The 19,443-nt window shown below is 67.9% G+C and carries 19 protein-coding genes; 9 read left to right on the top strand and 10 right to left on the bottom strand.

Translation table 11 applies throughout. The annotated features are described in order from the left end of the window. Positions 1-8: 8 nt before the first annotated feature. Positions 9-2,075, bottom strand: a complete 2,067-nt coding sequence (locus BM198_RS23795) for a carbon starvation CstA family protein (RefSeq protein WP_044410490.1) — start codon at positions 2,073-2,075, stop codon at positions 9-11. 273 nt (positions 2,076-2,348) lie between these two features. After that, positions 2,349-2,855, bottom strand: a complete 507-nt coding sequence (locus BM198_RS23790) for a DUF3015 domain-containing protein (RefSeq protein WP_044410492.1) — start codon at positions 2,853-2,855, stop codon at positions 2,349-2,351. A 210-nt stretch (positions 2,856-3,065) separates the two neighbouring features. On the opposite strand from BM198_RS23790, the gene BM198_RS23785 reads away from it, so the two are divergent. Genes BM198_RS23785 through BM198_RS23775 form a run of 3 tightly spaced genes read left to right on the top strand, consistent with a single transcriptional unit; the run spans position 3,066 to position 6,871 of the window. Beyond that, positions 3,066-4,280 (top strand): DUF3142 domain-containing protein, encoded by a 1,215-nt coding sequence (locus BM198_RS23785; protein WP_074972947.1) that lies wholly within the window; start codon positions 3,066-3,068, stop codon positions 4,278-4,280. Beyond that, positions 4,267-6,447, top strand: coding sequence for a hypothetical protein (locus BM198_RS23780; RefSeq protein WP_074972945.1), 2,181 nt, complete (start codon positions 4,267-4,269; stop codon positions 6,445-6,447). Before BM198_RS23785 ends, BM198_RS23780 begins: the two co-directional genes overlap by 14 nt. Before the next feature lie 55 nt (positions 6,448-6,502). Next, positions 6,503-6,871, top strand: coding sequence for a PilZ domain-containing protein (locus tag BM198_RS23775; RefSeq protein WP_074972944.1), 369 nt, complete (start codon positions 6,503-6,505; stop codon positions 6,869-6,871). Positions 6,872-6,874: 3 nt separating this feature from the next. On the opposite strand, the gene radA is transcribed toward BM198_RS23775, so the two are convergent. The 3 genes from radA to BM198_RS23760 all read right to left on the bottom strand — a co-directional run bounded on the left by radA (position 6,875) and on the right by BM198_RS23760 (position 8,873). Next, on the bottom strand, positions 6,875-8,242 hold the full coding sequence (gene radA, locus BM198_RS23770) for a DNA repair protein RadA (RefSeq protein WP_044410504.1): 1,368 nt from the start codon (positions 8,240-8,242) through the stop codon (positions 6,875-6,877). Positions 8,243-8,284: 42 nt separating this feature from the next. Beyond that, positions 8,285-8,557, bottom strand: coding sequence for a hypothetical protein (locus tag BM198_RS23765; RefSeq protein WP_044410508.1), 273 nt, complete (start codon positions 8,555-8,557; stop codon positions 8,285-8,287). 67 nt (positions 8,558-8,624) lie between these two features. Beyond that, positions 8,625-8,873, bottom strand: coding sequence for an HP1242/YdcH family protein (locus BM198_RS23760; RefSeq protein WP_044410511.1), 249 nt, complete (start codon positions 8,871-8,873; stop codon positions 8,625-8,627). 158 nt (positions 8,874-9,031) lie between these two features. On the opposite strand from BM198_RS23760, the gene BM198_RS23755 reads away from it, so the two are divergent. Beyond that, on the top strand, positions 9,032-9,319 hold the full coding sequence (locus BM198_RS23755) for a DUF1272 domain-containing protein (protein WP_074972942.1): 288 nt from the start codon (positions 9,032-9,034) through the stop codon (positions 9,317-9,319). A gap of 65 nt (positions 9,320-9,384) precedes the next feature. After that, positions 9,385-9,801 (top strand): large-conductance mechanosensitive channel protein MscL, encoded by a 417-nt coding sequence (mscL, locus tag BM198_RS23750; RefSeq protein ID WP_074972941.1) that lies wholly within the window; start codon positions 9,385-9,387, stop codon positions 9,799-9,801. Between the two features lie 55 nt (positions 9,802-9,856). On the opposite strand, the gene BM198_RS23745 is transcribed toward mscL, so the two are convergent. From BM198_RS23745 to BM198_RS23735, 3 genes are all read right to left on the bottom strand, one after another. Then, a complete protein-coding gene (locus BM198_RS23745) occupies positions 9,857-11,431 on the bottom strand; it encodes a TerC family protein (protein WP_074972940.1) in 1,575 nt (524 codons plus the stop codon). Positions 11,432-11,657: 226 nt separating this feature from the next. Beyond that, positions 11,658-12,194, bottom strand: a complete 537-nt coding sequence (locus tag BM198_RS23740) for a DUF934 domain-containing protein (protein ID WP_044410523.1) — start codon at positions 12,192-12,194, stop codon at positions 11,658-11,660. Continuing rightward, positions 12,191-13,861: a nitrite/sulfite reductase gene (locus BM198_RS23735; protein WP_074972939.1), complete on the bottom strand. Its 1,671-nt coding sequence runs from the start codon at positions 13,859-13,861 to the stop codon at positions 12,191-12,193. The genes BM198_RS23740 and BM198_RS23735 overlap by 4 nt, the downstream gene beginning before the upstream one ends. On the opposite strand from BM198_RS23735, the gene BM198_RS30245 reads away from it, so the two are divergent. The 4 genes from BM198_RS30245 (at position 13,860) to fabV (ending at position 17,178) form a co-directional block, all read left to right on the top strand. Next, positions 13,860-14,018 carry a hypothetical protein gene (locus BM198_RS30245; protein ID WP_167368487.1) on the top strand — a complete coding sequence of 53 codons (159 nt, stop codon included), beginning with the start codon at positions 13,860-13,862 and terminating at the stop codon, positions 14,016-14,018. The genes BM198_RS23735 and BM198_RS30245 overlap by 2 nt on opposite strands. A 110-nt stretch (positions 14,019-14,128) precedes the next feature. After that, the gene (ccoN, locus tag BM198_RS23730) at positions 14,129-15,553 is read left to right on the top strand and encodes a cytochrome-c oxidase, cbb3-type subunit I (protein WP_074972937.1); all 1,425 of its coding nucleotides are present in this window, start codon (positions 14,129-14,131) and stop codon (positions 15,551-15,553) included. Between the two features lie 10 nt (positions 15,554-15,563). After that, entirely contained in the window at positions 15,564-15,806 is a 243-nt protein-coding gene (locus tag BM198_RS23725) for a cbb3-type cytochrome oxidase subunit 3 (protein WP_139233701.1), read from the top strand. A 175-nt stretch (positions 15,807-15,981) separates the two neighbouring features. After that, a complete protein-coding gene (gene fabV, locus BM198_RS23720) occupies positions 15,982-17,178 on the top strand; it encodes an enoyl-ACP reductase FabV (RefSeq protein ID WP_074972935.1) in 1,197 nt (398 codons plus the stop codon). A gap of 119 nt (positions 17,179-17,297) precedes the next feature. Here fabV and BM198_RS23715 read toward each other — a convergent pair whose 3' ends face one another. Together BM198_RS23715 and BM198_RS23710 are read right to left on the bottom strand one after the other, a co-directional pair. Beyond that, positions 17,298-18,074 carry a ferredoxin--NADP reductase gene (locus BM198_RS23715; protein WP_074972934.1) on the bottom strand — a complete coding sequence of 259 codons (777 nt, stop codon included), beginning with the start codon at positions 18,072-18,074 and terminating at the stop codon, positions 17,298-17,300. Between the two features lie 105 nt (positions 18,075-18,179). Then, complete coding sequence (locus BM198_RS23710) at positions 18,180-19,172, bottom strand: TRAP transporter substrate-binding protein (RefSeq protein WP_074972932.1); 993 nt, start codon at positions 19,170-19,172, stop codon at positions 18,180-18,182. Positions 19,173-19,443: the final 271 nt, after the last annotated feature.

The following is a 19,443-nucleotide window of genomic DNA, read 5'->3' as shown; positions in this document are numbered from 1 at the left end:
TTCACTCCTCAGGCGTCCGGGATCGGCTGGAACGGCGTTTCCTTGTCGCTGCGCTCGGGCTTGCTCCAGGCGGCACGGCCGACCTTGAAGGCATAGAACAGCACGCTGAGCACCACGAACAGGAACAGCACGGTCAGGGTGGCGTTGGTGTAGGCGTTGAAGATGACGTGCTGCATCTGCGCCATGTCCTTGGCCGGTGCCAGCACCTGGCCGGCGGCGGCGGCGTCGCTGTACTTCTTGGCCAGGGCCAGGAAGCCGACGGCGGGGTTCGGGTCCAGCAGCTTGATCAGGCCAGCGGTGGTGGTGCAGATCAGCAGCCAGGTGGCCGGGATCAGCGTCACCCACACGTAGCGCTGGCGCTTCATCTTGATCAGCACCACGCAGCCCAGCATCAGGGCGATGCCGGCCAGCATCTGGTTGGAGATGCCGAACAGCGGCCACAGGGTGTTGATGCCGCCCAGCGGGTCGATCACGCCCTGGTACAGCAGCCAGCCCCAGAGGGCCACGCAACCGGCGGTGGCGAGCACGTTGGCGAACCAGGAGTCGGTCTTCTTCAGCGCCGGGACGAAGTTGCCCAGCAGGTCCTGCAGCATGAAGCGCCCGGCACGGGTGCCGGCGTCCACGGCGGTGAGGATGAACAGCGCCTCGAAGAGGATCGCGAAGTGGTACCAGAACGCCATGGTGTTCTCGCCCGGCAGCACCTGGTGGAGGATCTGCGCGATGCCCACGGCCAGGGTCGGCGCACCACCGGCACGGGCCAGGATGGTGTGCTCGCCGATGTCACGGGCGGTGGCTTCCAGCTGCTCGGGGGTGATGGTGAAGCCCCAGCTGCTGACGGTGGCCGCCACGGCAGCGACGTCGGTACCGACCACGGCCGGCGGGCTGTTCATGGCGAAGTACACGCCCGGCTCGATCACCGAGGCGGCGACCATGGCCATGATGGCGACGAAGGACTCCATCAGCATGCCGCCGTAGCCGATGTAACGGGCGTGGGTCTCGCTGGCCAGCAGCTTGGGCGTGGTGCCGGAGCTGATCAGCGCGTGGAAGCCGGACACCGCACCACAGGCGATGGTGATGAACAGGAAGGGGAACAGGTTGCCCTTCCACACCGGGCCGGTGCCGTCGATGAACTGGGTCAGGGCCGGCATCTTCAGCATCGGCATGGTCACCAGGATGCCGATGGCCAGGGCGATGATGGTGCCGATCTTGAGGAAGGTGGACAGGTAGTCGCGCGGAGCGAGGATCAGCCACACCGGCAGCACGGCGGCGACGAAGCCATAGCCGATCAGCATCCAGGTGATCTGGATCCCGGTGAAGGTGAACGCCGGCCCCCAGACCGGGTCCGCGGCGACCTGGCCACCCAGCCAGATGGAGGCCAGCAGCAGGACCACGCCGATCAGCGAGATCTCACCGATGCGGCCCGGCCGGATGTAGCGCATGTACACGCCCATGAACACCGCGATGGGAATGGTCGCCATCACCGTGAACATGCCCCAGGGGCTCTCGGCCAGGGCCTTCACCACGATCAGCGAGAGCACCGCGAGGATGATGATCATGATCAGGAAGGCGCCGAACAGCGCGATGGTGCCGGGCACCTGGCCCATTTCCTCGCGCACCAGTTCGCCCAGGGAGCGGCCGTTGCGGCGGGTGGAGATGAACAGGACCATGAAGTCCTGCACCGCACCGGCCAGCACCACCCCGGCGATCAGCCAGAGCGTGCCGGGCAGGTAGCCCATCTGTGCGGCGAGCACCGGGCCCACCAGCGGGCCGGCGCCGGCAATGGCGGCGAAGTGGTGCCCGAAGAGGATGTGCTTGTTGGTCGGGACGTAGTCCAGGCCGTCGTTGTTGATCAGCGCCGGAGTGGCGCGGGTCGGATCGAGCTGCATCACCTTGCTGGCGATGAACAGGCTGTAGTAGCGGTAGGCGATCAGGTAGAGCGCCACGGCTGCCACCACGATCCACAAGGCGTTGATGGCCTCGCCGCGGCGCAACGCGACCACGCCCAAGGCACTGGCGCCGATGACGGCCAGCACTGCCCAGGGCAGGTGGCGCGCGACGCTGTTGTTATTGTTCATAGGAAACTCCCAATGGATGGACAGACGAGCTGCCGCACAAGCTTAGCCCCATCCTTCCCGATTGAGGTCTAGACATTGGTCTAGAGCCTTCCGACAACCGCGCCGGAAGACACCTTCGATGAATTTCCTTCCTCACGCAGAAAATCGCAGGAAGGGTCTGAGGACACCCGAAACGCTGCCCGTCACGCCGGCGCGCGCTGCGCATGCCCCCTCACATATCCCGCAGGCATGAAAAAGCCGGGCATCGCCCGGCTTCTTCGTTGCTCCTGCCGATCAGGCCGGTTGCTTGGCGTAGCGCGCCAGCTGCTGGTCGCGGCTCATCACGTCGAGGGTGTTGGCCAGCACCTGCTCGCCGGTCACGTCGGGGGCGGAGAAGATCTGCGCGAAGTTCTCCTGGGTGATCTTGGCGAAGTGGGCACGGTCGGCCTTCTCCACGCCCAGCAGGGTGGCGTAGGCATCCAGCGCCTCGCCCTGGCCCTGGGCCATGTCCTCGGCGATGTTGTCGAGCATGCCGTTCATGGCCAGCATCGAGCGGCCGCCATAGCCCAGCTTGACGCTGGTGTCGCACCCGTTGGTCCCGGAGGTCATGCCGAAGGTGGCGTTGCCCGAGGTGCCGTTGGTGGTGGTGGCGAGGAAGTGGGGGGCCATGCCGCGCTGCCCTTCGAAGAGCATGTTGCCCCAGCCGCATCCGTTGCCGCCGGCAGCATCGGCATGAGCCGCCACGCTGCCAACACAGAGCAATCCCGCAATCAGACCTTTGACCAGCAGTCGGTTGTCCATTAGCTGCACTCCACAGGTAATCAGAAGGTGAATAGCTCATGCAGCTTTGGTGACAGGAAAGCGGCTGTCAAACCGAACGGCCAACCATCCGGCGAGCGGTCGCCGGGGATGTGAACGGGTTGGCGGGCGCCCCTTGCCGGCGCCGGGGATTGGGAGTCTAATCCGCCGCGACCGGGCCAGCAGGCCCGCCTGCCCCATCGATGACCGTCCATGACCGGCCCCCTCTGCCGCAGGATCGCGGCACTCTTCGCAGCCTTGCTGATGCTGGCCGCCTGCCGGGACGGACGCTCGCCGCCGCTCGACCAGCAGCTCTACGTCTGGCAACGCCAATGGACCCCGGCCCACGCCGAGGCCCTGCGCGCCAGCAACGCCACCTTCTCCACCCTGCGCGTACTGGCCCTCCAGGCCCACCCGGGTGCCGGCTGGTCGCGGGCCCGCATCGACACCGACCTGCTGCGCCAGGACGGCCGCCCCTGGGTCGCCGTGGTGCGCCTGGACGGCCAGTTGCCGCAGCTGGACAGCCAGCGCGCACGGGACGAGATCGGCAGACTGCTGGCGGACTGGCAACGCACCGGGCTCACCCCGGTCGCCGTGGAGATCGACCACGACTGCGCCAGCGCGCGCCTGGCGGACTACGCCCGCTTCCTCGGCGAGTTGCGCGCCAGCCTGCCCACCGGCATGCAGCTCGGCATCACCGCCCTGCCCGCCTGGCTGTCGAGCCCCCGCCTGCCGGACGTGCTCGCCCAGGTCGACGGCAGTGTCCTCCAGGTGCACGGTGTCAGCGCGCCGGAGAAGGGCCTGTTCGACGAGCGCCAGGCCCTGGAATGGGCGCGCCGCTGGGATGCCGTCAGCCCCACGCCCTTCCTCCTCGCCCTGCCCGCCTACGGCGCCGGCCTGATCCGCTCCGACGACGGCGTTCAGGTGGAGAGCGAAGCACCGCTGCCCATCGCCGGGGCGCGCCAGGAATGGATGGCCGATCCCCAACGCGTCGCCGGGCTCGTCGCCCAGTTGCGCCGCGACCCGCCCGCACACCTGTCGGGCCTGATCTGGTTCCGCCTGCCCCTGCCCGGGGATCGCCGCGCCTGGCCGCTGGCGACGCTGATGGCGGTGGCCCGGGGCGAAGCACTGGCGGCCGACCTGCGCCTGGACGTGCGACGCCCGGACAACGACCCCCAGCTCAACGAACTGACCCTGGCCAACCTCGGCAATGCCCCGGCAGCGTTGCCCGCTCGCCTGCAGCTGGCCGCCCATGACTGCTTCGCCCATGACGCCCTGCCGGGCTATCGCCTCGTCACGGACGACGCCGGCCTGCGCCTGGAGCGCGAGGCCGGCCCCACCCTCTACCTGCAAGCGGGCCAGCGCCGAGCGCTGGGCTGGGCCCGCTGCCATGCACCTGCTCAAGGAGGACTCCATGCACAACCCTGATCGGCCCCTCGCCCGCCTGGCCCTGGCCATCGCCCTGGCCCTGGCCCTGCCGCTGGCCAACCAGGCCCTGGCCTGCGGGCCCGACTTCAGCCTGACCCTGCTGGACAACCGCGCCCGCACCCTGGCCGAGATGCCGGAGAACAACTTCGTCTTCGAAGCCACCCACCTGGCCCCGCCCATCGCCGGGCTCAAGCCGGTGAGCCAGGCCACCCTGGTGATCTATTGGGAGGCGGACAACGAGAACTACGTGCGCCAGCGGGAGTGGGTGGAGCGGGACGAACTGGGACGCGACGTCGCCCAGCGCGTCGAGCAGCTGCGTGCCCTGGATGACCCCGCCCAGGTGGAAGCCCAGGCCGGCGACCTGCCCGAAGAGCAGCGTCTCTACATCGCCGGCGCCGTAGCCTTCCGCCGTGACGGGGAAGAGGCCAGCGGCTACTTCCGCCGCCTGCTCGCCCTGCCCGCCGACCAACGCCGGGCCCGCAGCACCTGGGCGGCCTATTCCCTGGGGCGCGCACAGGCGGAAATGAGCCGCAATCTGCCCGCTTCCGACGACGTGACCACCGAGGCCGAGGCCGAGCAGCGCCGGCAGGCCCACGCCCAGGCCGCCCGCGAAGCCTTCCAGCTGACCCGCCAACTGGTCCTGGACGGTTTCCCCGACCCGCTGGAACTGGCCGCCGCCAGCCTCGGGGAAGAGGCCCGCGTGGCCAAGGACGCCGGCGACTGGGGCCAGGCCATCCGCTTCTATTCCAACCAGGCGGCGCTGAACTCCAGCGTCGGCATCAGCTCCCTCAAGTTCCTCTCCAGCGAACTGGCGCAGATGCCGGTGGATCAGTTGCGCCCGCTGCTGCAGGTTCCGGAGGTCCAGCAGTTGCTGACCATCCGCCTGCTGACCCGAATCGGCTGGGACTACGAGGGCCAGACCGAGGCCGAGAAGCCCCTCGTCCAACTGTTGCTGTCGCTGGACGAACCGGCCCTGCCCAATGCCGACCGCCTTGCCACCCTGGCCTACCAGAGCGGCCAGTACGACACCGCCCGGCGCCTACTGGAAAAGGCCGGCGACTCGGGCCTCGCCTGGTGGATCCGCGCCAAGGTGGCACTGCACGACGGCGACATCACTACGGCCACCCAGGCCTATGCCAAGGCCTCCCAGGCCTTCCCCGAGGACGAGAGCTGGGCCTACCGGCGCGACGACGACGGCTACCTGGAAACGGTGAAGCCCCACTGCCGGGTCGACGGCGAACGCGCCGTCCTCGCGCTTAAGCGCGGCGACTACCTGGACGCCTTGGACATGCTCTACCGCAGCGGCGAGATCTATTGGGAGGACACCGCCACCCTCGCCGAGCGGGTGCTCACCGCAGATGAGCTGAAGGGCTTCGTCGACGCCAAGGTGCCAGCGCCCAATCCGCAGGACCAAGCCCAAGGCGACGCCTACCTGCCTCGCCCGATTGCCACCCTGCTGCGGGAGCTGCTGGGCCGTCGCCTGATGCGCGAAGGACGCTACGACGAGGCACCGGCCTACTTCGCCACCGAGGAGCTGCGCACCACCGCCCGCGAGTACGCCCGGGCACGCCGGGAGGCGGAGAACCGCTGGACCGACATCGGCCAGGCCGAGGCCTACTACACAGCCGCCGTCCTGGCACGCTGGCGCGGCATGGAGCTGCTGGGCTACGAGATGTCACCGGACTTCAAGGTCTACGAAGGCAACTACTACCAGCTCCAGGTGGAACGACAGGCCCCGGCCGGCTGGCTGAGCGAAGACGAGGCCAGGCGCCAGAACAGTGCGCTGGCCGAGCCCAACCGCCGCTTCCACTACCGCTGGGTGGCGGCGGACCTGGCCGAACGCGCCGCCGACCGGCTGCCGCACACCAGCCAGGCCTTCGCCGCTGCACTGTGTCAGGCCAGCGGGTGGCTGGAGTACCGCGATCTGGACAGCGCCCGGCGCATTTACCGCCGCTACGTGGAGAACGGTCCGTTCGTGGAGTGGGCCGGCAACTTCGGCAAGACGTGTGAAGATCCGGATTTCGAGCGGGCCAAACCCCGCCAATGGGAAGAGCGCTGGAGCGCCATCACCGCCCTGGCGCCGTCCCGACGCCATGCCGCCTATGGCCTCGGCGCACTGCTGGTGGCCGGCGGCCTGCTGCTGGCCTGGCGTCGTCGCCGGGGATGAGCGGGTAATCTAGCCCTTGTCTATAGTGATCCAAACTGCCCAGGAGTCTTGAGCGATGAGCCAGAAAGAACACGAACGACGGCGCTTCCACCGGGTCGCGTTCGACGCCGTGACCGAACTGATCCAGGGCGAGCGCCAATGGCAGGCCGAGCTGCAGGACATCTCCCTGAAAGGCCTGCTGCTGAGCCGCCCGAATAATTGGAACGGGGACGGGGACCAGCCCTTCCAGGCGGTCATCCACCTGTCCCGGGATGCCCTGGTGCGCATGGACGTGGTCCTCACCCGGATCCAGGACGACCAGCTGGGCTTCGTCTGCCAGCACATCGACCTGGACTCCATCGCCCACCTGCGCCGGCTGATGGAGCTGAACCTGGGCGACGAGACGCTGCTGGAGCGCGACCTGGCCGCCCTCGTGGACGCCTGACCGCTACTCGAACAGCGCGTCGAGCGCCTGCTCCAGGCGCGTCACCGCGATGACCCGCAAGCCGGGGGGCGCCTCCTTCGGGGCGTTCCCCTTGGGCACGATGGCCCGCTTGAAGCCATGCTTGCCCGCCTCCTTCAGACGCTCCTGCCCACTGGGCACCGGGCGCACCTCGCCAGACAGGCCCACCTCGCCGAACACCAGCAGGTCATGCTCCAGCGGCCGGTTGCGCAGGCTCGACATGATGGCGGCGATCAGCGCCAGGTCGGAGGCCGTCTCCAGCACCTTCACCCCGCCCACCACGTTGAGGAACACATCCTGGTCATGGGTGGGGATGCCGCCGTGGCGGTGCAGCACTGCCAGCAGCATCGCCAGGCGGTTCGGGTCCAGGCCCAGGGTGACCCGGCGCGGGTTGGCCAGGTGGCTGGTGTCCACCAGTGCCTGCACCTCCACCAGCATCGGTCGCGAGCCTTCCCAGGTGGCCATCACCACGCTGCCGGGCACGGCTTCCTGGGCGCGGGTGAGGAAGATCGCCGAGGGGTTGGAAACCTCCTTCAGGCCGCGATCGGTCATGCCGAACACGCCCAGCTCGTTCACCGCGCCGAAGCGGTTCTTCACCGCCCTCAGCAGGCGCAGTCGGCCGTCGGACTCGCCCTCGAAATACAGCACCGTGTCGACCATGTGCTCCAGCACGCGGGGGCCTGCCAGGGCGCCCTCCTTGGTCACGTGGCCGACCAGGAAGATCGCCGTGCCGCTCTGCTTGGCGTAGCGCACCAGCAGCGCGGCGCTCTCGCGCACCTGGGCCACGCCGCCGGGAGCGGACTGCAACTGCTCGGTGAAGATGGTCTGGATGGAGTCGATCACCATCACCTTGGGCTTCTCCACCCGCGCGGTGGCGATGATGCTTTCGATGCAGGTCTCGGTCATCACCTTGAGCTTGTCCTCGGGCAGCCCGAGGCGACGGGCGCGCATGGCGACCTGCTGCTGGGATTCCTCACCGGTGACGTAGAGCGCGGGGAAGCGGGTGGCGATGTTGCAGAGGGTCTGCAGGAGGATGGTGGACTTGCCGATGCCGGGGTCACCGCCGATCAGCACCACCGAACCGTCGACCAGACCGCCACCGAGCACCCGGTCCAGTTCGGCCGAAGCGGTGGAGAAGCGCGGCATCTCCTCGACGCTGACCTCGGCCAGGGTCTTGATCTGCGCCTGGCCGCCGGCCCAGCCGGCGCGCCCGCTGGAGGACGAGGCGGCAGCCCCTTCCACCACGGTTTCCACCAGGGTGTTCCAGGCCCCGCAATCGGCACACTGGCCAGCCCATTTGGGGAAGGTCGAGCCGCACTCGGTGCAGCCGTACATGCGCTTGGCCTTGGCCATCAGCGGACTCCGTCAGAAAAACGAAGCCCGCATGATAGCGGATCACCCCTTGCAGGCGCGCCCGCAGCCGCAGCAGCCTTCCTTGCGTGGCAGGCGGGCCAGGTCCTGGGCCAGGCCTTCGCGGCGCATCTGCAGGGCCTGCAGGCTGGAGCCGTCCAGCGGCTCGGTGCCGGCCTGGACGCGGGCGATGCGCTTGTCCAGCAGGTCCAGCTGCTGGCGCAGGCGATCACGTCGTTCCTCGGCTCGGCGCGCCTCGTATTGGGCCTTGCGGTCGGATTCGGGGGTGGCGCTCGGAAGGGTGTCGTAGGCCGTCATGGCGAGTGCTCCGAAGGGGAAAGGCGGCCAGCCTAGCCAGCCGCCCCGGGCACCGCGTTGACGCCGGTCAACCGCCCTGATGGGCCCTGAGCAGCTGGGCGATCTCGTCCTTCAGGGCAACCCGCTTCATCTTCAGGCTGTGCAGTTGCAGGTCATCCAGGGCATGCCGGCCGTCCTCCACTTCATAGATGCGCGTGTCGAGGTGGTGGTACTCGGCGGCCAGGCGGGCAAAGTGCACGTTGTGCTGGAGAAGTTCGTGCATCGTGGCGTGATCATCAGGGAATTCGCGTTCCAGGGCGTGGTGTTCGAGAGGCATGGCAAGGCTCCTTGCAAGACCGAAGCAGCAGCTAGAGGCTAGACCAGCCTGGGCGACCGGACAGCCACCTGTTTCACCGGCGTTACAGTGAACGCTCGTGACTGGGCGCCGCCTGGCGGGCGCACTAGGATGAGCGGTCGCCCCCAGGAGAGCCCCCGATGCTCGAGCTGCGCCCCACCTGCGAAGCCTGCGCCCGCGCCCTGCCGCCCGCCAGCACCGAAGCACGCATCTGCTCCTTCGAATGCACCTTCTGCGCCGACTGCGTCGAGCGGCTGCACAACGTCTGCCCCAACTGCGGCGGCGGCTTCTACCCGCGCCCGGTGCGCCCGAAGGTGCTGCTGGGGCGCTACCCAGCAGCCGGCGTGCGGGTGCAGAAGCGCCCCGATCCCCAGGTGCACGAGGACTTCTGCCGGCTCTACCGCTACACCGAACCGCAACACCGGTAGGATGGCGCTGTCAGAACACTCGGTTACACTTTCAGCCCATCAGTCCAATCCCCGGGGGAAATCGCATGAGCTTGCTGTCGGAATTCAAGGCCTTCGCGGTCAAGGGCAACGTGGTCGACATGGCCGTGGGCATCATCATCGGCGCTGCATTCGGCAAGATCGTGTCCTCCTTCGTCGGCGACGTGGTCATGCCGCCGGTGGGGATGCTGGTCGGGGGCGTGGACTTCTCCGACCTGGCCATCACCCTCAAGGCCGCCGAGGGCAACGCCCCGGCCGTGGTCCTGGCCTATGGCAAGTTCATCCAGACGGTGCTCGACTTCGTAATCGTGGCCTTCGCCATCTTCATGGGGGTCAAGGTGATCAACAAGCTCAAGCGCGAGGAAGCCGCCGCCCCCGAAGTACCGCCGGCCCCCACCAAGGACCAGGAGCTGCTCAGCGAGATCCGCGACCTGCTCAAGGCCCAGCAGAAACAGCAGCCCTGAGCGGCAGGTGAATGAAAGAACGGCGCCCGAGGGCGCCGTTCTTCACGGGGCAGGCTCAGCCTGAACGCCGCGGGTGACCGGGCGGCGGCTCCAGCAGCAGCCGGTTGACCCGACGCTCCTTCACCTCGATCACCTGCAGGCGCCAGCCTTCCACCTCCAGCGCGTCGCCCACCACCGGCAGGCGGTCCAGCAGGCTCATGGCCAGGCCGGCGACCGTCTGGTAGCCCTCCTGGGCACGGGGCGGGAAGCCCAGGCGCTCGTTCAGCAGACTCAGGTTCACCGCGCCGCTGACCTTCCAGCCCGTGTCCACGGGCTCGATATCCAGGCCGTCCACCTCGCTGGCGTCCGGCAGTTCGCCGGCGATGGATTCGAGGATGTCGGTCATGGTCAGCAGGCCCTCGAAGCCGCCGAATTCGTTGACCACGAAGGCCACGTGGGTCGAGGCCTTGCGCATCTCCTCCAGGGCACTGAGCACCGAGGCGCTCTCCGGCAGGTTGGGCGGGATGCGCAGCAAGGGCTCGATCTCCGGCGCCTGGCCCTGCAGCAGCGCGCGCAGCAGTTCCTTCTTGTGCACGTAGCCCAGGGGCTCGTCCACGTCGGCGTCACGGACCACCACCAGGCGCGAATAGGGCGAGCGCAACAGCGCGTCGTACACCGTCTCGCGGCTGTCGGCCAGGTCGATGCGCTCCACCTCCACGCGGTTGGTCATCAGGGTGCGGATGGGGCGCTCGGCCAGACCGAGCACGCCGCTGATCATCACCCGCTCGCGGCGATCGAAGGGCACCTGGCCGCGACCGTTGTCCTTCACCAGGTCGGCGATCTCCTCGCCCACCTCGTCGGCCTCCACGCCACGGCCACCCAGCAGGCGCAGCACCGCGTGGGCGGTCCGCTCGCGCAGGCCGCCGGCTTCCTCCTGGCGGCGGCGACGGCGCCAGCGCACCGTCTGGTTGGCCAGCTCGATGAGGATCGAGAAGCCGATGGCCGCGTACAGGTAGCCCTTGGGAATGTGGAAGCCCAGGCCTTCGGCGGTGAGGCTGAAGCCGATCATCATCAGGAAGCCCAGGCACAGCATGATCACCGTGGGGTGGGCGTTGACGAAGGCGGTCAGCGGCTTGCTGGCGACGATCATCAGGCCGATGGAGATCACCACCGCGATCATCATCACTTCCAGGTGCTCCACCATGCCGACGGCGGTGATCACCGCGTCCAGGGAGAACACCGCGTCGAGCACCACGATCTGCGCCACCACCGGCCAGAACAGGGCATAGGTGCGGCTGCCGGTGCTCGGCTGGGCATGGCCCTCGATGCGCTCGTGCAGCTCCATGGTGGCCTTGAACAGCAGGAACACACCGCCGAACAGCATGATCAGGTCACGGCCCGAGAAGGCGTGGCCGAAGACCTCGAACAGCGGCTCGGTCAGCGTCACCAGCCAGGAGATGCTGGCCAGCAGGCCCAGGCGCATCAGCAGCGCCAGCGACAGGCCGATCAGGCGCGCGCGGTCACGTTGGTGGGGCGGCAGCTTGTCCGCGAGGATGGCGATGAACACCAGGTTGTCGATGCCCAGCACAATTTCCAGCACCACCAGGGTGAGGAGGCCCAGCCAGGCCGTGGGGTCGGCGATCCACTCCATGTCAGCCCTCCTCGCCGCAACGACGGGCAGCCGCCATCCGGCACGCCGAAGGGGCGCGGAACGGGAGGCCGAAGGGATTCACGGCAGGGAGCCGGGGAACGGGAAGGCGCAAAGCGCCGGAGAGGGAGGGGGCCGGGGGAGGCCGGGTACTGTCGCTGTCCATTGGGGGCCGATCAGAAAAAACGGACGTGCATCGTAGGACAGAACGCGGCCTTCCCCCGAGCCGTCAATTTTTACCAATCGTGACATCGGCCTCGCGGCGCCGGAACAGCGGGCGCGGCTCGATCACCGAGCGGCCATAGAGCACGCTGAGCCCGGCCAGCCCCTTGAGGGCGTCCTCGGCGGACTTGTCGGCACGCACCGCAAAGGCGTCGAAGCCGCACTGGCGCATGTGCGCCAGCTGGTCCCGCAGCACGTCCCCCACGGCGCGCAACTCGCCGGCCCAGCCGAGCCGGCTGCGCAGCAGGTAGGCCTGGCTGTAGCCCCGGCCATCGCGAAAGCTGGGGAAGTCCACGGCGATCAGCGGCAGGCTGTAGAGGCAGTCCCGCAGGGCCTCCACGTCGTCGTCCGGCTGCAGCAGCAGCGCATCCTCGCTGACGCGCTCGCCCGCCAGCACGGCGGCGTCCTGCCGGGCTTGCCAGAGCGCCAGCGGCAGGATCAGCGGCCCGCCGTCCGGCAGCGCCTCGTCCGGGCGCACCAAGGTCCAGGGGTCGTCCTCGACCAGGCCGGGCACGCCCTGGCGCAGGCGGATCAGGTTGTTCATGCCGGTTCCTCCTCACGGGTGTAGACCCGTGCCTTGAACGGCTCCAGGCCGATGCGGCCGAGGGTGTCGACGAAGCGCTCGTCGCCCTCGCGGTGCGCCAGGTAGGTGTCGGCGATGTGCTCGATCACCTGGGGCACTTCGGCCGCACTGAAGGACGGGCCGATCACCCGCCCCAGCGCTGCCGACATGCCCTGGGCGCCGCCGAGGGTCACCTGGTACCACTCGCTGCCGCCCTTGTCGACGCCGAGGATGCCGATGTTGCCGATGTGGTGGTGGCCGCAGGCATTCATGCAGCCGGAGATGTTCAGGCTCAGCTCGCCAAGAGCCTCCAGCCGCGCCGGGTCGCGGAAGCGCGCCTGGATCGCCTGGGCGATGGGGATCGACTTGGCATTGGCCAGGGCGCAGTAGTCACCGCCGGGGCAGGCGATGATGTCGGTCAGCAGGCCGACGTTGGGGGTCGCCAGGCCCGCCTCGCAGGCGGCCAGCCAGAGGGCGTGCAGGTCGCGCTTGGGCACGTCCGGCAGCACCAGGTTCTGCTCGTGGGCAATGCGGATCTCGCCGAAGCCGAAGCGCTCGGCCCACTCCGCCACCGCCTCCATCTGCGCGGCGGTCACGTCACCCGGCGGGGCCTCGGGACCGGGCTTGGTGGAGATCACCACCGACGCATAGCCGGGCACCTTGTGTGGTTGCAGGTTGCGGGCGCACCAGCGGGCGAAGGCCGGGTCCTCGGCCAGGCGCCGGCCATGTTCCAGGTCGGCGGCATCGAGGGTGGCGTAGGCCGGCGTGGTGAAGGAGGCCGCCACGCGGGCGTACTCCGCCTCGGTCAGCTGGGCCGGGCCGTCGCGCAGGTGCTCCCATTCGGCCTCCACCTCGCGGGCGAAGGCCTCGATGCCCAGAGCCTTGACCAGGATCTTGATGCGCGCCTTGTACTTGTTGTCGCGGCGGCCGTGGCGGTTGTAGACCCGCAGCACCGCCTCGACATAGGACAGCAGGTGGCGCCAGTGCAGCCCCTCGCGGATCACCTGGGCGAGGATCGGCGTACGCCCGAGCCCGCCGCCCACCAGCACCTTGAGGCGCATCTCGCCGTCCCCGTCGCGGTACAGGTAGAGGCCGATGTCGTGCATCTGCACGGCCGCGCGGTCCTCCTCGGCGGCGCAGAGGGCGATCTTGAACTTGCGTGGCAGGAAGAGGAATTCCGGGTTCACCGTGGACCACTGGCGGAGGATCTCGGCCAGCGGGCGCGGGTCCAGCACCTCGTCGGCGGCCACCCCGGCGAAGGCCTCGGTGGTGATGTTGCGCACGCAGTTGCCGGAGGTCTGGATGGCGTGCATGTCGACATCGGCAAGGCGTTCGAGGATGTCCGGCACCCGCTCCAGGTCGATCCAGTTGAACTGGATGTTCTGCCGGGTGGTGAAGTGGCCGTAGCCCCGGTCGTACTCCCGGGCGATGAGGGCCAGGGTGCGCAGCTGGTCCGACGACAGCGTGCCGTAGGGGATGGCCACCCGCAGCATGTAGGCGTGCTTCTGCAGGTACAGGCCGTTCTGCAGGCGCAGGGGCAGGAACTCTTCCTCGCTCAGCTCGCCGCTCAGCCGCCGCGCCACCTGGTCACGGAACTGCGCGACGCGTTCGCGGACCAGGGCGCGATCGTAGTCGTCGTATCGGTACATGGGGATCCTCATCGGGCCGCCGGAGGCGGCAATCGTCCGGGTAGCCACTATGGCGAGCCCCCCGGCGCAGAAACAGAATCAGATCGAAGCAGAAATCCGATATCAGATGACCCAGGCCGCCCCTGGTGTCGCCTGGGAGCAGATGGCGCTCATCTGATCTCCTAAAAGCAGCCAAAACTGAGGCTGTTTCGTCCCGCCCCGCCTTCCTAGAGTGGCGCCCCGGTCGGCAGTGCCGGCCAGCCATTCCCACTCCTGAAGGTTTTCCGCATGAAGACTGCAGAAATCGAACCCGCCTACGACTACCGGGTGGTGCGCCAGTTCGCGCTGATGACGGTGGTCTGGGGCATCGTCGGCATGGGCCTGGGGGTGTTCATCGCCGCCCAGCTGGTCTGGCCGTCCCTGAACCTCGACCTGCCCTGGACCAGCTTCGGCCGCCTGCGGCCGCTGCACACCAACCTGGTGATCTTCGCCTTCGGCGGCAGCGCGCTGTTCGCCACCAGCTACTACACCGTGCAGCGCACCTGCCAGGCGCGGCTGTTCGGCGGCAGCCTCGCCGCCTTCACCTTCTGGGGCTGGCAGGCCCTGGTGATCTGCCTGCTGGTGACCCTGCCCCAGGGCCTGACCACCACCAAGGAATACGCCGAGGTGGAATTCGCCGGGGCGGTGTGGATGGGCATCGTCTGGGTCGCCTACGCGGTGGTGTTCTTCGGCACCGTGATGAAGCGCCAGACCAAGCACATCTACGTCGGCAACTGGTTCTTCGGCGCCTTCATCCTGGTCACGGCGATGCTGCACATCGTCAACCACGTCGCCATCCCGGTGAGCTGGTTCAAGTCCTACCCGGTCTACTCCGGGGCCACCGACGCCATGGTCCAGTGGTGGTACGGACACAACGCCGTGGGCTTCTTCCTGACCACCGGCTTCCTCGGGATGATGTACTACTTCATCCCCAAGCAGGCCGGGCGCCCGGTCTACTCCTACCGCCTGTCCATCGTGCACTTCTGGGCGCTGATCACCCTGTACATCTGGGCCGGCCCGCACCACCTGCACTACACCGCGCTGCCGGACTGGGCGCAGTCCCTGGGCATGGTGATGTCCCTGGTGCTGCTGGCCCCCAGCTGGGGCGGCATGATCAACGGCATGATGACCCTGTCGGGTGCCTGGCATAAGCTGCGCGACGACCCCATCCTGCGCTTCCTCGTGGTGTCCCTGGCCTTCTACGGCATGAGCACCTTCGAAGGCCCGATGATGGCCATCAAGACCGTCAACGCCCTCTCCCACTACACCGACTGGACCATCGGCCACGTACACGCCGGCGCCCTCGGCTGGGTAGCGATGATCTCCATCGGCTCGCTCTACCACCTGATCCCGCGCCTCTACGGCCGCGAGCGGATGTACAGCACCGGGCTGATCAACGCGCACTTCTGGCTGGCCACCATCGGCACCGTTCTCTACATCGCCTCGATGTGGGTCAACGGCATCACCCAGGGCCTGATGTGGCGGGCGGTGAACGACGACGGCACCCTCACCTACTCCTTCGTGGAGGCGCTGGAGGCCAGCCACCCCGGCTTCATCGTGCGCTTCGTCGGTGGCCTGTTCTTCCTCAGCGGCATGCTGCTGATGGCCTGGAACACCTGGCACACCGTACGCACCACCGACCGTGCGACGGCCCCTGCCGGCGCCACGGCCTGAGGAGCGGAGCATGGATGCCGAAACCCTTAACGTGCTGTTCGGCCTGGGCACGGTGGCCTTCTTCTTCGTCGCCGTGCAGCTCAGCCTCGGACGCAGCCAGCGCCAGCTGGACGAGGCCACCATGCTGCCGTTCGCCGACGACGAGCCCGTGGCCCGGCGCATGGAGCGCGCCACCGGGCGCAGCAGCACCGGCTGCAGCTGCCCGGGCCGCTGCGATGGCAGCTGCGCCACCCGCACCGAACTGGAGGCCTGAGGGCCTCAACGAGCGCGCCGGGGCGGCCCTCTCTCCCGTCCCGGTCATGCCGGGTGGGCCGGCTTTTGCCGACTCACCCGGCTGCCGCTGGCCACAACCGAGGTGTCTTATCTACGATGCGCGACGTCTCCCGCTTCTGAATGTGCTGTTACCGCATCTAGCAACCGAGGTTTCCATGATCATCAAACCGCGCGTGCGTGGCTTCATCTGCGTCACTACCCATCCGGCCGGCTGCGAGGCCAACGTCAAGGAACAGATCCGCTACGTCGAGTCCAAGGGCCCTGTGGCCAACGGCCCGAAGAAGGTGCTGGTCATCGGTTCGTCCACCGGCTACGGCCTGGCCGCACGCATCACCGCCGCCTTCGGCGCGGGCGCCGACACCCTGGGCGTGTTCTTCGAGCGTCCGGGCAGCGAGACCAAGGCCGGCACCGCTGGCTGGTACAACTCCGCCGCCTTCGAGAAAGCCGCCCAGGCCAAGGGCCTGTACGCGCGCAGCATCAACGGCGACGCGTTCTCCGATGAGGTGAAGCGCGTCACCATCGAGACCATCAAGCAGGACCTGGGCCAGGTCGACCTGGTGGTCTACAGCCTGGCCGCCCCGCGCCGCACCCATCCCAAGACCGGCGAAGTCTTCAACTCCGTGCTCAAGCCGGTCGGCAAGACCGTCAACTTCCGTGGCCTGGACACCGACAAGGAAGTGATCAAGGAAAGCGTGATGGAGCCGGCCACCGAGGCCGAGATCGCCCACACCGTGGCGGTCATGGGCGGTGAAGACTGGCAGATGTGGATCGACGCCCTGCAGGAAGCCGGCGTGCTGGCCGACGGCGCCAAGACCACCGCCTTCACCTACCTGGGCGAAGAGATCACCCACGACCTGTACTGGAACGGCTCCATCGGCGCCGCCAAGAAGGACCTGGACCAGAAGGTCCTCGGCATCCGCGAGAAACTCGCTGCCACCGGTGGCGACGCCCGCGTCTCGGTGCTGAAGGCCGTGGTCACCCAGGCCAGCTCGGCCATCCCGATGATGCCGCTGTACCTGTCGCTGCTGTTCAAGGTGATGAAGGAAAAGGGCACCCACGAAGGCTGCATCGAACAGGTCGACGGCCTGTTCCGCGAGAGCCTCTACGGCGCCGAGCCGCACCTGGACGCCGACGGCCGCCTGCGCGCCGACTACAAGGAACTGCAACCGGACGTGCAGGACACCGTGAAGGACCTGTGGAACAAGGTGACCAACGAGAACCTGTACCAGCTGACCGACTTCACCGGCTACAAGACCGAGTTCCTGCGCCTGTTCGGCTTCGAGATCGACGGCGTGGACTACGAGCAGGACGTGAACCCGGACGTGCAGATCCCCAACCTGATCCAGCTCTGACCGGCTTCACCGCTCCACTCACCGGCGCCCCAGGGCGCCGGTTTTCGTTTGGGCGAAACAGGAAGCCCCCACAAACCCCGGTAATCCGCTGGGTTCCGAAGTGATAAGCGACACACCCCCTACCAGTAATTCTCCACCGCCACCTGCCCCGGCCGCCGGCTCAGCGACAGGTTCATCCCCCTCGCCTTCAGCACCGCCCGGATGTCCTCGATCATCTGCGGGTTGCCGCAGAGCATTACCCGCGAGTGCTCCGGCTCCAGTGGCAGCCCGGCAGCGCGCTCCAGTTCGCCGTTCTCGATCAGGGTGGTGATGCGCCCACCCAAGGCGCCCGGGTGGGCCTCGCGGGTGACCACGGGCAGGTAGAGGAACTTCTCGGCCACGCCTTCCAGGTACTCCAGCCCCGCCAGGCCGTGGATCAGCGGCTGGTAGGCCAGCTCCGCCGCGTGGCGCACGCTGTACACCAACACGATGCGCTCGAAGCGTTGCCACACCTCCAGGTCCTGCAGGATCGACAGGAACGGCGCCACGCCGGTGCCGGTGGCCAGCAGCCAGAGGTCGCGGCCGTCGACGAAGCGGTCGAGGGTGAGGAAGCCGAAGGCCTGCTTGTCGACCAGCAGGGTGTCGCCCACCGCCAGCCGGCTCAGCTCGGAGGTGAACTCGCCGCCGGGCACGACGATGGAGAAGAAGTCGAGGAACTCGTCATGGGGCGCCGAGACCATCGAATAGGCCCGCCACACTGTGCTGCCATCGGCCTTGGTCACGCCCAGGCGGGCGAACTGGCCGGCGCGGAAGCGAAAGCCCGGGTCACGGGTGGTGCGCAGGGTGAACAGGTTCTGGGTGAGGGGCCGGACCTCACGGAGGGTCTGGCGGGTGAACTTCTCGTCGCTGGCGGACATGGCACGGCTCCGGGTCGGATACCGCGCCAGTCTCGCGCAAAGCAGGCCCGGCAAACACCCGCGGGCCATGTGGCTATCCGCCGGAAGGCGGACAGCCGGGAGGCATCAGCGCTTGCGGTTAACGGTCTGCGCGGCGCGCAGCACGTCGGCGCCGATCTCGGCCTCGTACTTCTTCCACACCGGCATCATCGCCTGGCGCCAGGCCTCGCGCTCCTCGGGGGTGAGGGTGATGACCTTGGCCTTGCCGGCGGCGATCACCTTCTCGCGGTCCTTCTCGTTCATCGCCTCGGCTTCCTTGTTCACCTGGGCGGTGACCTCGTCGATGATCGCTTCCAGCTCGGTGCGGGTCTCGTAGGGGATGCCGATCCAGAACTTGTGGTTGGTGATCAGCATGTAGCTGATCGAACCATGGCCAGTCTCGATCACGTAGGGCTGCACGGTGTCGATCTTCTGGGTCGCCACGTTCGACCAGGGGCCTTCGGTGCCCTGGATGGTGCCGGCCTGCAGGGCCTTGAAGGCCTCGGCGAAAGGCATCTTCACGGTGGTGGCACCGAGCTGGGCGAACTGGGACTCCAGCACCGAGGAGGGCTGGATACGGAAGGCCAGGCCCTTGGCGTCCTCGGGCTTGTGCAGTTCGCGGCTGGCGGTCATCACCTTCATGCCGTTGTTCCAGTAGCCCAGGCCGTAGATGCCGTCCTTGGACATGGAGCGCAGCAGCTCGCGGCTCTTCTCACGCTTCTGGAAGCGCTTCACCGCCTCCAGGTCGTCGAACAGGTACGGCAGGTCGAACACCTGCAGCTGCTTGGTGTAGGCCTCGAACTTGGACAGCGACGGCGCCAGCATCTGCACCTCGCCCTTCTTCAGCGCCTCGATCTCGTTGGCATCGCCGAAGAGGGTGGAGTTCGGGTAGACCTCGACCTTCACCTTGCCGGCCAGGCGCTCTTCCACCAGCTTCTTGAACAGCAGGGCGCCCTTGCCCTTGGGGGTGTCCTCGGCCACCACGTGGGAGAACTTGATCAGCACCGGCTCGTCGGCCAGCACCGCATTGGAAAAGACGAACAGCGAGGCGAAGACCGCCCCCAGCAGAGACCTGTACATGCAAGCACCTATGCAAATGGAAACGGCGAAGCCCGCGCAGGAAGGCGCGAGCCCCGTCCGGATTCGATGTGTGGTTCGGTGGTCGACCCGCCCCCAACCAGCGGATTCGCACCGTCAAACGGCGTACCAGGTCGTTCAGGGCAGAGAAAAGCCCGAGGCCTGGTTATTATTGGTGCCGCCTTGGCGCACGGGGCCCGTCCGGGCCCGCCGCAGCGGAAGCGCGGAATTCTAGTGATATCGGGGCAATAGACAAGCGCCGGTTTCCCCAACC

It is taken from the genome of Metapseudomonas otitidis (assembly GCF_900111835.1).
In the GTDB taxonomy this organism is placed as follows: Bacteria; Pseudomonadota; Gammaproteobacteria; order Pseudomonadales; family Pseudomonadaceae; genus Metapseudomonas; species Metapseudomonas otitidis.
This window is presented reverse-complemented; position numbering and strand designations above follow the sequence as displayed.